This is a genomic window from Paenibacillus sp. FSL W8-0187 (assembly GCF_037969755.1).
GTDB lineage: Bacteria > Bacillota > Bacilli > Paenibacillales > Paenibacillaceae > Paenibacillus_AQ.
Genome location: NZ_CP150206.1, coordinates 3,277,613 through 3,291,381 on the forward strand (window position 1 = coordinate 3,277,613; position 13,769 = coordinate 3,291,381).

Sequence of the window (13,769 nt, forward strand, 5' to 3'; positions counted from 1 at the left end):
ATAAAAAAGTACAGTTTTTGCTCCAAGGAATTTGGTATGATGACCTCATAGCCAATCCATACAGATAGGGGGCAAAAGAACTTGAAATGCAGAGCGGTGAAATCGTTCAACGCGCCATTGATTATATCGAAGATCATCTAACAGAATCGCTGTCACTCGAGGAAATTGCCGGCGTGGCGGCCATGTCATTGCCCAATTTATACCGATTGTTTCATAGCCTGACGGGACACCCCATCAAGGAGTACATACGTAAACGCAGAATCAACGAAGCCGCCATCTGCTTGCGGGATACCGACTTGCCGACAATCGATATCGGATACCGCTGCGGATTTGAGTCCTACCAGGCATTCATTAAAACCTTCAAGAGGCTCACGGGACTGACTCCAGGACAATACCGGAGATCTCAGTTGGTTTACAGTTTCGAATGGATGAATCTGAATGAACATGTAAGCTATATGGAAGAGCGGGACTTATCAGAACGATTTCCGGAGGTAAGGGTTATCCGTCTGAATCCTCAGCAAGGGATCGGCTATCTGTTTGTTTCCGAGTTTGAGAGTGGCATAGAAACCGTGGCGATTGATCATTTTCGCGAATTATTGTCTTCATACCGTATCGACATGAATGGCTTGAGGCTCTTCGGTTGGAACGTGGATATGGAAGGTGATACCAAGCCATTCGGTTATCAGCTGCTCGCTGTAGACCTGATGGACCACACCGAGATGATGAAGCATCCGGAGCTATATTCCATAACGCTGGACGGCGGCCTTTATGCAGTAGCTAGATCCCCATCGGTGGCGGAAGACTGTATTCAGAACACCTGGAACCGTTTGTTCTCTGAATGGCTGCCCCGCAGTGTGTTTGAGCAAGGAAAGCATGAATTCATTGAAGAATATGCGCTGAACCGGGATCAAATCGTTCGGATGAAGCTATATCTTCCGGTGGAACGAAGTAAGCTGGTGAAGCGTATTGAAATCGTGGAGTTGTCTTCGCTTAAGGTGATGCGTTTTCGAAGAACGGGTGTAGACTGCGTCAAACAAGCGGATGAAGATTCCATTTCCTGGTTATTTCGTAATGGATTAATTGAAGATTCGCGAATTCGTGTATTCATGCACTGTGACGGTGGACTGCTGGACGAAAGCTCTTTGTACGAGGTTTATATAGCCCCTCCTGAGGAGTTTCTTGCTTCCCATGAAGAAGTCGATCTACAAGTTGAGCTGGAAGGCGGAATGTATGCCTGTCTGGAGTCAGGTGCTTATGGCACAATGACAGGTTTACTTGAAAGAGTGGATCGATGGCTCGCTATGTCAACCGAGTATAGGCCAGATCCAGCGCGCTCTTGGTTTGCGAGTTACTTACCTAAGGAAGAGGCGGACCACGGGATTTTCAAAGTGAAGTGTTATGTTCCTGTTCAAATCATGTCATAGGCTTAAGAATGGAGGGAGTTGATGAGCCGATTGCCTATCGAAAAAGTGCAGCCGGAAGGGTATCGTCCGTTTACGACACCCCGCGTGTTAAAAATGATCCATGGAGGCAAAACAATGAACGAACAAATGCAGGATGGTCACAACCATGCACAGGCAAGCCCGATTAAGAACAAAGTAGGCAGCATTTTCATTCCGGTTCGGGATATCGAAAGGTCGCGCAACTGGTACTGCCGTGTACTCGGAATAGCGGAAGATGATTGCCAGGTGATGAATGGTCATCTATGCCCTTTGCCCATGGAAGGAACGGGCGTGATCCTGGATACCATGCCGAAGTGGGGAGGAGATCAGCCGGGGGGAGCGCCGTCTATCGATACTCCTGCGTTCATGCTGCTGACAGAGGACCTGGAAGGATCATTAACCTACATGAAAAAGCTCGGAGTGGAACTCGTGACGGAAATTGAGCATAATCATTGGTTCGTCGTGAAGGATCCCGATGGCAACAAACTCATGATATGTCGTGAATAAGTATTGACGATATCATGTTGTCTCTAATAACCTGAATCTCCCTGCGAGAGTTCAGGTTATTGTTGTTCCGCCAGACGATAATGGGGAACATAAGGGTGAACTCATCATTACGGTTGACTGTCAACAAAAACTACAAACCGATGAGCGATATTCTACGTCTATAGAGTGGAACGATTGGTGGGAATAACAAATGTGATCGAGGGAAACTCTAAGCCGGCGCTTGCAGCCGGCTTTTTCTGATAGGATAGGGATGTATAGATTGTAAAAAAATATAAAATGAGGTTGATAGTGGTATATAATGGTCTTATAATGGAAATGTAAGCGTATTATTTCAAGTGTTATATCCTCGAACAACAAGTGAATCTACCATCATAGATTGGTTGTATGGCAAACAATGGTGAACAGAAAGAGAGGTGATTCGAAGCTTCAGTAGACGGTTCGCTTGAAGAACAGCTATGAGTTGCACTGGTATCCATGAAGCCATAATCCGATGATAATTAGGAGGGAACATGATGCTAAGAAAAGGAATATGTGTAGTTATACTGTTCAGTCTTCTGGTCGTTCTATTGCCTGTCAACAAAACCAATGCCGCACCGAACTGGAATTTGGTATGGAGTGACGAGTTCAACGGAACCTCGCTCAATAGAGCCAATTGGACACCGGAAATCGGTACCGGCAGCGGCGGATGGGGAAACAATGAGCTGCAGTATTATACCGACCGGGCACAGAATGTGCAGGTTACTGGCGGTAACCTTGTCATTACAGCGCAGAAGGAATCTTATGGCGGGATGAATTACACTTCTGCCCGGATAAAAACCCAAGACTTGAAGAGCTTTACTTACGGGAAAGTGGAGGCGCGGATCAAGCTGCCTTCGGGTCAAGGCTTGTGGCCGGCGTTTTGGATGCTCGGAAGCAATATCAGTTCGGTTGGCTGGCCGAAAAGCGGAGAAATTGACATTATGGAACGGGTAAACAATAACCCTTACGTGAATGGTACCGTACACTGGGATGCAGGAGGGCATGCCGATTTTGGACGAGTGTCCGGCAATTTGGATTTCTCCCAATTCCATGTCTACAGCATAGAATGGGACTCTAAATATATCCGTTGGTTCGTGGACGGCCAGCAGTTCAATGAGTTCTATATTGAGAATGGAACCGGTAATACCGAGGAATTCCAGCGCCCGTTCTTTATATTATTGAATCTGGCGGTCGGCGGAAATTGGCCTGGAAGTCCGAACAATTCCACACCGTTCCCATCGCAGATGTTGGTGGATTATGTACGCGTCTATCAGGACACGGGTGCATCAAACGTGATCAGTAATGGGATTTACACGATCGCTTCCAAGGCGAGCGGCAAAGTGATGGATGTTGTGGATGTCTCCACGGCAAGTGGAGCCAAGATACAGCAATGGACCAACTACGTCGCCAATAATCAAAGGTTCAGAGTAGAAAGCACCGGAGACGGTTACTACAAGCTAACAGCCGTACACAGCGGAAAAGTTCTCGACGTGCCGAGTTCATCTACATCCACTGGCGTTCAACTGCAGCAATGGGATGATAATGGATCGAATGCGCAGCGATGGAAGATCGTTGATGTGGGCGGAGGGTATTATAAACTTGTGTCCAAGGTGAGCGGACTGGCAGTCGATGTAGCCAGTTCTTCAACAGCAGATGGGGCTGTTGTCCAGCAGTGGACGGACAATGGGACGGATGCACAGAAGTGGTTGTTTACCAAAATTAACTAAACTTGAACAAGCAGCTCCGTGAGGGGCTGCTTGTTTGTGTGAGCTTAACGGAAGCATCGAATGGTTTATGCTCGGCGGGGCCAAGGAGGCAGGGAGAAGCGGGGAACGATTGAATTAGGGGAATATGCCGATTGTTAATGGGAAAATCGATTATACGCAGTAACTTATCCAATCGAGCAGTCCAGCAATGGACTTGCTCGATTTGTCTGTATGGTTGATTTTTACTGACATGAAGATGGGGTATTGACTTGAGCCTTGCTTCACGACATGGTATATTGTGAAGTTACCGGCAAATTCGTCGTGCAAAATGAGGGGATGATCTTAAGCTAAACGCAAGTGAAGATGAGAGACCATGGTAGTTATCCGGATTAACATTCAAACCATATGATATTACGGCTGAAATCGTTGGTTAATGTCAAAAACAGGTGGCGCAATTGCGTTGTTGTTTCATATATTTAAAGAGACTGAAGAGTCGAAGAAGGGAGGAAGCCAATGAACTTAAAATGGAAGTCATATCTCCCGCTGCTATGGATCCTGGCCATTCCTGTGCTCAACATTTTTTATGGTGTCTTAAACCATGCACATACGCCAGTAAAAAGCCTAGTGACGGATCTTGACACCGTGATTCCGTTTGTACCGATATTCATTATACCTTATCTGGTATGGTACCCTTTTATCATTATCATGCTGTTTTTGTTCTGTGCCAGAGATCGCAATGTGTATTATCGAACACTGTTGACCCAGTGTATTGGACTAATTGCCTGTTACATTATCTTTTTCTTGTTCCAGACGACGGTAGAGCGACCGCCACTTATGGGCACAGGGGTTCTTGATTGGTTTGTAAACCTGGTGTATAGTACCGACAATCCCTACAACTGTTTCCCAAGCATCCATGTCCTGACCAGTTACTTGATGATAAAAGGGGCAGCAGCTAGTGCAGGCTTTACAAATAAAGATCGGGTTGTCGTGCATATCATTGCTTGGTCGATCATTGTTTCCACGCTATTCGTGAAACAGCATGTCCTGCTGGACGTGGTTGGTGCCATCGCATTAGTTGAGATTCTGTGGTTTGGGGTAGGAAAATTATTTTCAGCACTCCGGGCTAAGGATAGGGGAGTTATCGTCCGCGGGGAGAATATGTAGGAGCAATGAAAGTCCGGATGGAACGATAGCCGTTTAGCTTGAAGCATTATGCACGAAACCGATCGATAAGTGCCGTATTTATAGGAAAGATGTCGTCATCATAAACAGTGATTATGAGATGCGGAGATCAGAAATTGGCTGAGGAAATTGCGCATGTTTGTTTTTGATGGGTAGAAACTTAAGGAGAAGAACGGGAAGCCACTGGTGGGATTTACATGTCTATGCAAATGTCCGAAGTAATGTTCAGTCAGCTTATTTCGGACATGAAGAATAGGATGCCGCTGGATTTACATAAGGGTGAGACGTTAGAGGCAGAGTCGTTGATCGTTCACAGGCTGTAGGTGCTGCATGATTTGATGGAAGCGAAGCTGAGTGATTATCTTCATCCCCTCCGTTTTATTGCGACGAATAAGGAGCTGTTCTCCGATCTCTACACGGAGTTGTTCCAATGGAGCAACGAGTATAAAGATGATTCCATGACTGGCCGGATCCAACATGTTTTGGGCTGCGATCACCCGTTGTTGAATCAATACATATTATTAAGAACGAGAATGGAAATGACGATACACCGGGAAATGGAACTGGAAGCACTGCGACTTCAGCCATAAATTGGTTCCAACAGGTATCGATTGGAGTAACAGCTCCTGAAATCAGCCGAGTTTTCCGAAAATTTTATAAATAAGGTTTACCACCGAAATGGTTTTATATATAATAATCTTAACAAATGCGATGAAGAGACGAGTAAATAAACGAATTCTTGTACAGAGAGCTCCGGCAGCTGAAAAGGGGCAAAGCGTTCTTTATTGAAAAAAGACTCAGAGCAGCACACGGAACCCTCATATAGAGGAGGATGGTGTGCCAGGAGCTCCTGTTACAGAGCTAGAGTATCTGCATTACCGTGTAATGCCGTACTCGATGAGGCGAATATGGTGACATATTGGCAAATTTGGGGTGGTACCGCGAGTATAACAATCTCGTCCCTAAGACTTATGGTCTTGGGGGTGGGATTTTTTTATATCACAAGAAAGATGAAGGTTCTAGGTAGGGAGCCTACACGAATCGCGCCGGATTGAATAGTTATCTAGATAAGCTCATTTACTGCATGCTTTTGTCCGTACGGTTGATCAGAGTCGATGTATGGGGAACATGACGCCACGATTGAAAGGATATGAGTAACGAATGTCAGAAAAACTTAAAGTCGGTATTGTTGGTGGAACGGGTATGGTGGGTCAACGTTTTATGCAATTGCTGGATGGGCATCCATGGTTTGAAGTCACTTCCATTTCAGCCAGCAGAAATTCAGCCGGCAAAACGTATGAAGAATCCGTTCAGGGCCGCTGGAAGCTTGCGACGCCAATCCCCGAGCAGGTGAAAGGCATTATCGTGCAGGATGCTTCGCAAGTGGAACAGGTAGCAGCTGAGGTTGATTTTGTTTTTTGCGCGGTTGATATGAAGAAGAATGAGATACAGGCATTGGAAGAAGCTTATGCCAAAACGGGGACGCCCGTCATTTCCAATAATTCTGCTCATCGCTGGACGCCTGACGTTCCGATGGTCATCCCGGAAATTAATCCGAGTCATATAGACGTGATTGCCGCACAGCGCAAACGTCTGGGAACGACAACCGGGTTCATCGCGGTGAAGCCGAATTGCTCCATTCAGAGTTATGTACCGGCGCTTCACGCTCTGCTTGACTACAAACCCACCCAAGTTGTTGCCTCCACCTATCAGGCGATTTCCGGTGCCGGTAAGAACTTCACCGATTGGCCGGATATGCTGGACAATGTGATACCGTATATCGGCGGGGAGGAAGAGAAGAGCGAGCAGGAGCCGCTGCGCATTTGGGGCAGCGTTGTGAACGGGGAGATCGTGAAAGCCCAATCGCCATTGATTACGACGCAGTGCATTCGCGTTCCCGTAACCGATGGCCACTTAGCCACCGTGTTTGCATCGTTCGAGAACAAACCTTCGAAGGATGAAATCCTGGACCGCTGGCGGCAGTTTAAGGGAAGACCGCAAGAGCTGAATCTCCCAAGTGCGCCTAAGCAGTTCATTACGTATTTCGAAGAAGAGAATCGGCCGCAGACGAAGCTGGACCGTGATATCGAGCGCGGCATGGGCGTATCGGTAGGCAGACTGCGCGAGGATTCCCTCTACGATTACAAATTCGTAGGACTCTCACATAATACGCTGCGCGGTGCGGCAGGCGGAGCTGTTCTAATCGCCGAACTGCTGAAAGCCGAAGGTTATATTCAAGCGAAATAATAACCATACTCGTTTAAGACAAAGGCGACTGCTTGATGCAGTCGCCTTTTTTTTATGCATTGTTCATGGTTCGTACATTGACGAAGTTCGTATTTATCGTATATAGTGTAATTCGCGCTTCAATGCAAAGAAGCAAAGAAGCAAAGAAGCCGAAAAGCATAAAAGCGAAAAAGCTCATCGATATAAAACAAGCGGACGGGAAGGAGCTCCCGTCACGACCATGTATAAGGAGTCTTAGCATCATGGAACGACATCTCAGTTTCTCAAAAAGCATCATTCTTATAGCGGTTATACTGGCAGTACTATTTGTCTCCATTTTTCTTCTTAAGGCAGAGCCGCATATTCCGCTCCTGGCAACGACCGTGGGTATCGCCGCCTTGCTGCGGTTGTTCGGGTTTTCTTGGAAGCAGCTCGAATCCGCGATCATTCAAGGCATTCAAACGGCGATTATGCCGATTCTCATCCTTTCGCTCATCGGCATTCTCATTGCAGTATGGATGATGAGCGGTACCGTGCCGACCATTTTATACTATGGAATGGACTATATTGAACCGCATTATTTTGCCGTGAGCGCTTTATACGTGACGATCGTGGTGTCGATGTTTACCGGAAGCTCATTCACGACAGTCAGTACGGTTGGCGTTGCTTTCATGGGGATTGCTGTAACGACCGGGATTTCTCCGGCCTTGGCAGCAGGAGCGGTGATCTGTGGGGCTTGTTTCGGGGATAAAATGTCGCCGCTGTCCGACACAACGAACTTTGCTCCGGCGGTTGCCGGCATATCCTTGTTCACCCACATTGGCAATATGATCTACACCACGGTGCCGGCACTAATCGTGACAACGGTCTTTTTCCTGCTTGCACCAACGGCGAATACCCTGGATTTAACCTCGATAAATCAAATCAAGGCTGCTCTGAATGACGGATTCCATATTCATTGGCTAACGTTGCTATCGCCGCTTGCGGTCATTGCCTGTTCCATCAAGCGGATTCCGATCCTCCCTACACTCATTGTCGGCATTGTTACCGGACTCATCGTAACGGCCTTCGTTCAGCAGCAGTCGGCAGTCGATGTTTGGTTCAGCGTCATGCAGAGCGGCTACAAGAGCACGATAGCCAACGAAACCGTGGCTTCCATTGTCAATCGCGGTGGATTGCAATCGATGATGGGGTCCGTATCGCTGATATTGATTGCGTTATCCTTGGGAGGGCTGCTTCAGCATTGCGGCGTCATTGAAGCCTTCTTCCACAAAGTCATGCAGCCGCTGAAGCGGAAGAGCAGCATTGTCCTGATGACGGGGGCATCCTCCATTGCGGTAAATGGCATGACGGGCGAACAATATTTATCGATCCTACTACCTGGTCAAATGTTCAAGGAGGAATATGTCCGCCGAGAAATTCCGGCGAAGACGTTGTCCCGTACATTGGAGGATTGCGGTACGCTTGTTAACCCACTGATTCCATGGGGGGTAAGCGGCGCCTTCTTCGCTGCTACGCTTGGAATTCCGGTCATTGAATATGCGCCGTACGCAACTTTCTTGTGGTTAAGCCCGCTCTTCACGTTTGCCTATGCCTTGATACCGCGATTGCAGCGGAACTCGCTTGGCAGGAAGATATAAGGATTACCCAATAAACATAGATCATGTGCTTGACCTTGCCTCCTGGATAGGGGGGCAGGGTCTTTTTGATTATAGCGATTCATACCCAACCTGTTCTTTGATTTATTTGATACGATGGATATATGCAAGCCAACATTGTAGATTCATTTCTTAAGGGAGGGATATAAGCATGAATCATTGGATAAATAAAGCGCCAACCGCTACGGCGCTGATGGAATTGCATGTTCAGGCGATGTTTACGCATGACCGGGATATGCGAATTCGCACCATCAACGAGCCTTGGCCGGGAGAGGAGCCTGCCCCCAGGTTTTTCCTGGGCCGAACGATAGACGGCTCCGCGATCTGCAGGTTTCGCCATGACATTCCCGAAAGAATTGCCGGGCAATTGAAGGCGCTGGTTGAAGATGAGCCGATCGTAAACGATGAAATTCAGACGAAGCCTAAACATTTTGCGGCTTATATGAATCTCCTTCATACTGAGCACTATACGAGCGGACCCTGTTATCGGATACCTGACATAACAACGCCGGCCAAACAGACGGTATGGATCACTCGAGAAAATATGAACGAATATTCGCTCACCGGTTTTGAATGGCTGATCACGGAAATCGATTATGGCCAGCCTTGTGTTGCGCTCGTTCATGAGAACAGGCTGGTGTCGGTTTGCCGTAGCGTTCGGATTACGGAAGGAGCACACGAAGCCGGGCTTGAGACGTTAGAGGAATTTCGCGGAAGAGGTTATGCGGCTGCCGTTGTTGCGGGATGGGCTATCGAGGTGCGTAAGGTGGGCGCGCTGCCGTTGTACAGCACTTTATGGGAAAATAACGCTTCTCGGAGAGTGGCAAGTAAATTAGCATTGTCCTATTACGGGGTTAACTTCACAATCAGATGAGAAGCTGGGCAACATAGACTACTTTTACTAAAGGAAGCCATAAAGAAATCCCTCAAACAATTTGAGGGATGAAGGACCCATGATTATGTTAATGATTAGCTCGAGCTGCCTCTTCTGTTCTTATAATAGCCATGACCTTGGTTGCCATGTCTATGTCTGAAATCGGATGAGGAACCTTTACGACGCGAATAGCCATGACTGCTGCTGTATTTTCTGCCATAATTCTTTGCGGAACTGCTGTAACGCTTACGGCCCTGACTATGGGATGTAGAGTGGAGAAGCTTGTTCATGATCTTTCTTAACATGCGAAAACATCCTCCTTTCTTGTTCGTAATCATTCCATATAATTTAATCGGATCGTAACATAAATGAAACCCCATAATCAAATTAAAGGCTGCCCCTCTTATCCGAGGGGTGGCTTCTTGCATTAGCGAGAGACTGCAGCTCGTGCATGAACTCCAAGGAACTTAAGTAAGGTTCACTCAATTGCAGCAAGCGTTTGATCATATTCTGCAATTCAATCGAGAGATGCAGTTCTTCCTGCCAGCTTCGCTCCACGACTGCGCTCCGGTTGTTATCCGGTTCGTAGGTGGAATAGAGCATGAACAACATAAAGTGACCAATGTCCCGAAGATCCTCGCTTTCCTTCGAATCCTTAAATTGAACAGAGGAAGCCGAGCTGTCTCGCTTGAACTTTTTTCGTGCAGGTACTTGGAGCGGAGGGGGTTCACCGATCCTTCTCGCTAGTCCAAAATCAATAAGATTGATCCTGCCATCCTTAAAGAGGACGTTAGGAATCCGCAGATCAAGATGAACATAGCCTTGCTCATGTAGGTATCGGACTAGCTTCAGAAGCTGCAGCGTGATTTCGATGCATTCGTCTTCTTCGTATTTCATATCTTGTTCAAATATCAAATCTTCAAGCGTATCACCGTTCATATAAGACATGACCAGATAACAATTGCGGTTGTTCGAGAAGAAATCCCGGTATGCCGGAATTTGTGGATGCTGAAGAGATCTTAATACTGCTGCCTCTCGATTCAGCAATTGTCTGGCATAATGGCCTTTGCTGGGTCTTGACTGTTTGACCGCCACCACACTTCCGCTTTGTTGATCCAAGCATTGGTACAGGATGCCGTAACTTCCTTCCCCGATCATCTGTTGAATGGTATAACGATTTCCCAGCACCGTATTTTCTTCAGCCGGGTAATCCCGCCAAGCGCTTATAAAGGAGCTAAGGTATGAGAAAAAACGCATATCGATTCCAAATCTCTCCTTTGGGTTGGTCCCTCTATATTGTTAGAGCAAGTGCGATCCCTTGTTGTCGTACATTATAAGCTTTTTGATAGGATTATACGAATAGAGGGTATATTCGATCGGATTAGGGTGAACCTCAGCTAGTCAATCGACATCCACTCGATCTTTCCTATAATCTAGCGGCGATAAGCCGTTAAGTTGCCGGAACAGCTTCGAAAAATAATGGATAGAAGAGAAGCCGTGCTTCTCGGCGATCTCCGTGATGCTGATGTTCGTATTGCGCAGATCCTCCTTGGCCCGATTGATGCGGAAGTGGTTAATGTATTGGGTCGGCGGCAAGCCCGTCGATCTTCTGAACAATTCGAAAAAATAACCTCTGCTGATCCGAAGTTCCTCGTAATACGACTCCAATGGACGCAGCTTGCCGTGCAGGATATCCTGATCCAGTCGCTCCAGTAATTTGTTCATTCTATGATCGGGAATGGCCTTATCTTGCAATGCGAATGCAAGAAAATACTCGATGAATTGCAGGAAATGGCTTTGTGTCCTTACGCTGCGCATGTAGGTATGCTCATTCTCGAACTGGTTCCCGGTGTAGAATTTTTCAAACAGGTCGCTCCATACGTTGATCTTCTCAACTTTCATGAGCTCAGGTATGGCATAGGGAAAAGAAGGGCCTACATAGGAAGGAATCAGTTGGGCAGTGTCATAACAGATCACGCTGGGATGATCGGCCAAAGCCCGGCGGTCCACATAGGACCAGTCGAAATAACAGCAGACATGTACCATGGGATCCTGGCTGTCCGCTATCCAATCATGCGGCTGCCCAGCCGGTATATATACAAGGCAACCCGGGCCGGTATGATATGTGCGGCCTTTGGTGCGAATGATGCCTTTACCCTCGGTAATTAGATAAAGTGATGACGAATAGCAGTGCCGGTTGTTATTGCTTTGACCTTTGGAAAAGGGGTACCGTGTAGCATAAAACACATAGGGATGGAAGACGGCAAAATCCACGTATTTAGATCCACATCCTTATAAGATAAGATTCTATAGATATTCGCATGACGATTGTACAAAAGCCTGACGTTTATGTAAATACAGCGATCGTCACCATTGCTATACTAACACTGAATTCATTTCATGCATGAGGAGGGAATTGAGATGTTGGATTATCAATGTCTATTGACGGATGAACAAATAATTCAATTTATTACGAAGGGGTATGTGGTGCTTCACAACGAATTGCCGGATCAGCTTCATGCCGCCGTCAGGGATAAAATTAATGTTGTATTGCACGAGGAAGGAAATCCCGGCAATAACATCCTGCCCCGTGTGCCCGAGATCCAGCAGTTCTTCGAAACGCCGGTCGTTAAAGGGGCTTTGACGAGTGTTCTCGGACCGGATTACTATATGCACCCACATCGGCATTGCCATTATAATCAGCCGGGCGATCCGCTGCCGGGAGGCGGGCAGTGGCACAAAGACGGTTACTGGTCCAGCATGCGCAGCCACCGGCCCTGGTGGGCGATGATTTTTTATTACATGCAGGATATCACCAAGGAAATGGGACCGACCGCCATCATGCCCGGTACCGCATATTACGAAAAGTTTGTAGGCGATCAAGGCGAGACGCTGCTGCCGACCGGCAAAGCGGGAACAATGGTCCTGGTTCATTTTGATTTATGGCACAAAGCTTCGTTGAACGTGTCTGACATGGATCGATACATGTTAAAGTTTCAATTCGTTCGATTGCGTGCGCCGGAATCGCCGAGCTGGAATCATCAAGAGAAAGAGATGAGCTTTACGGGCGGAACACCTTACGTGCATTTGAATCTATGGAAAGATGTATGGAACTGGATGCGCGGCGAACCGGGTCAGGGGATGCACTCTGTAACGGGAGACAAAGCTCAAATAGAGCAATTGGCCGAAGATCTAAAGTCCGAGGACGAGACCGTTCGCGCAAGAGCCGCGGATCAAGCTGGATTGCTAGGAGAAAAGGCCGCTTCTTTAGCTCCTGAACTAGGCCAAATGTTGAATGATAGGGAACCGGTAGCTTTGAATGTAAGTTATGCGCTTGGCCGAATGGGCTCCGCAGGGATCAATGAATTGATATGCCGCATGTCCGAAGGAACAACGCAAATCGCGCAGAGAGCGGCTTACGGACTGCAAGGTGCCGGCGCTGGAGCCGTTCCAGGACTGCTTGCACTGCTGGAGCACGCAAACGAGAAGCGCAGGGCGCTTGCTGTTTTCGTACTTGGCATGATCGTCCCGTCGTCGAATGAGGCGGTGTCTGCATTGAAAGCGTGCTTGCAGGATCCGAGCGATTGGGTTCGTCGAAATGCAGTCGAAGCGCTGGGTATAATGGGGAGGGAGGCAGGCGATGTGTGCCAGGCCTTGGCAAACGTATTGGAGCAGTCGCTTCTGCAAGAGGAAGAAAGAGAAGCCGCGGGTCCCGATGATACGGACATCAGCCAGCAGAGCTATATCCTAAATAAAATGGGATATACTGCTGCCCTGTCGCTGCTTCGCACCGCCAAAGCCACGGATGTTCCCATCGTGATCCATTCGCTTGAGCAAGCGCTGCACAGCAAGGACCGTTATGTAAGGGCGTATGCCTTCGAAACGCTTACCCATCTGCGGACCCCGGAGGCGACGGATGTCCTGATTCGATATTATCGACCGGCCAGATGGTGTCCGGACACAACGAAGGCGAGCACTTTCTGATATCCGCATGCGGTCTGAAGACCTCTTATTCCTGATGGGAACGAGGGGTCTTTTTATATGTCTAGAATTCGATGTGATTTACGAGCAGGTGTCCTTTTTTTGCAAAAGCATGACCCTTTCATGCAAAGACTTGTGCGATGCGCTCTAGTAAAATGAGGCTCAAAGTTCGGCA

Annotated in this window: 12 protein-coding genes and 1 other annotated feature; of the genes, 10 read left to right on the top strand and 2 right to left on the bottom strand. The window is 47.6% G+C overall.

Annotation, left to right across the window (positions count from 1 at the left end; all coding sequences use genetic code 11):
- Window positions 1–86 precede the first annotated feature (86 nt).
- The 9 genes from MKY48_RS14810 (at window position 87) to aac(2')-IIb (ending at window position 9,613) form a co-directional block, all read left to right on the top strand.
- Complete coding sequence (locus MKY48_RS14810; protein WP_339272899.1) at window positions 87–1,424, top strand: AraC family transcriptional regulator; 1,338 nt, start codon at window positions 87–89, stop codon at window positions 1,422–1,424.
- 21 nt (window positions 1,425–1,445) lie between these two features.
- The gene (locus tag MKY48_RS14815) at window positions 1,446–1,949 is read left to right on the top strand and encodes a VOC family protein (protein WP_339272901.1); all 504 of its coding nucleotides are present in this window, start codon (window positions 1,446–1,448) and stop codon (window positions 1,947–1,949) included.
- 512 nt (window positions 1,950–2,461) lie between these two features.
- Window positions 2,462–3,694: an RICIN domain-containing protein gene (locus tag MKY48_RS14820; RefSeq protein WP_339273504.1), complete on the top strand. Its 1,233-nt coding sequence runs from the start codon at window positions 2,462–2,464 to the stop codon at window positions 3,692–3,694.
- Between the two features lie 492 nt (window positions 3,695–4,186).
- On the top strand, window positions 4,187–4,837 hold the full coding sequence (locus tag MKY48_RS14825) for a phosphatase PAP2 family protein (RefSeq protein WP_339272903.1): 651 nt from the start codon (window positions 4,187–4,189) through the stop codon (window positions 4,835–4,837).
- A 215-nt stretch (window positions 4,838–5,052) separates the two neighbouring features.
- Window positions 5,053–5,178 carry a hypothetical protein gene (locus tag MKY48_RS14830; RefSeq protein ID WP_339272905.1) on the top strand — a complete coding sequence of 42 codons (126 nt, stop codon included), beginning with the start codon at window positions 5,053–5,055 and terminating at the stop codon, window positions 5,176–5,178.
- A gap of 12 nt (window positions 5,179–5,190) precedes the next feature.
- Window positions 5,191–5,445, top strand: a complete 255-nt coding sequence (locus MKY48_RS14835) for a hypothetical protein (protein WP_339272907.1) — start codon at window positions 5,191–5,193, stop codon at window positions 5,443–5,445.
- Window positions 5,446–5,557: 112 nt separating this feature from the next.
- Window positions 5,558–5,822, top strand: a binding site (T-box leader).
- 194 nt (window positions 5,823–6,016) lie between these two features.
- The gene (asd, locus tag MKY48_RS14840; protein ID WP_339272908.1) at window positions 6,017–7,102 is read left to right on the top strand and encodes an aspartate-semialdehyde dehydrogenase; all 1,086 of its coding nucleotides are present in this window, start codon (window positions 6,017–6,019) and stop codon (window positions 7,100–7,102) included.
- Window positions 7,103–7,344: 242 nt separating this feature from the next.
- Complete coding sequence (gene nhaC / locus MKY48_RS14845) at window positions 7,345–8,721, top strand: Na+/H+ antiporter NhaC (RefSeq protein ID WP_215164292.1); 1,377 nt, start codon at window positions 7,345–7,347, stop codon at window positions 8,719–8,721.
- A 169-nt stretch (window positions 8,722–8,890) separates the two neighbouring features.
- Window positions 8,891–9,613 (top strand): kasugamycin N-acetyltransferase AAC(2')-IIb, encoded by a 723-nt coding sequence (gene aac(2')-IIb / locus MKY48_RS14850; RefSeq protein WP_339272912.1) that lies wholly within the window; start codon window positions 8,891–8,893, stop codon window positions 9,611–9,613.
- 387 nt (window positions 9,614–10,000) lie between these two features.
- Here the strand turns inward: aac(2')-IIb and MKY48_RS14855 are convergent, their stop codons facing one another.
- A complete protein-coding gene (locus tag MKY48_RS14855) occupies window positions 10,001–10,870 on the bottom strand; it encodes a protein kinase family protein (RefSeq protein WP_339272915.1) in 870 nt (289 codons plus the stop codon).
- Window positions 10,871–11,014: 144 nt separating this feature from the next.
- Window positions 11,015–11,887, bottom strand: a complete 873-nt coding sequence (locus tag MKY48_RS14860) for an AraC family transcriptional regulator (RefSeq protein ID WP_339272916.1) — start codon at window positions 11,885–11,887, stop codon at window positions 11,015–11,017.
- 147 nt (window positions 11,888–12,034) lie between these two features.
- On the opposite strand from MKY48_RS14860, the gene MKY48_RS14865 reads away from it, so the two are divergent.
- Window positions 12,035–13,597, top strand: coding sequence for a HEAT repeat domain-containing protein (locus tag MKY48_RS14865; protein ID WP_339272917.1), 1,563 nt, complete (start codon window positions 12,035–12,037; stop codon window positions 13,595–13,597).
- The last annotated feature ends 172 nt before the right edge of the window (window positions 13,598–13,769 follow it).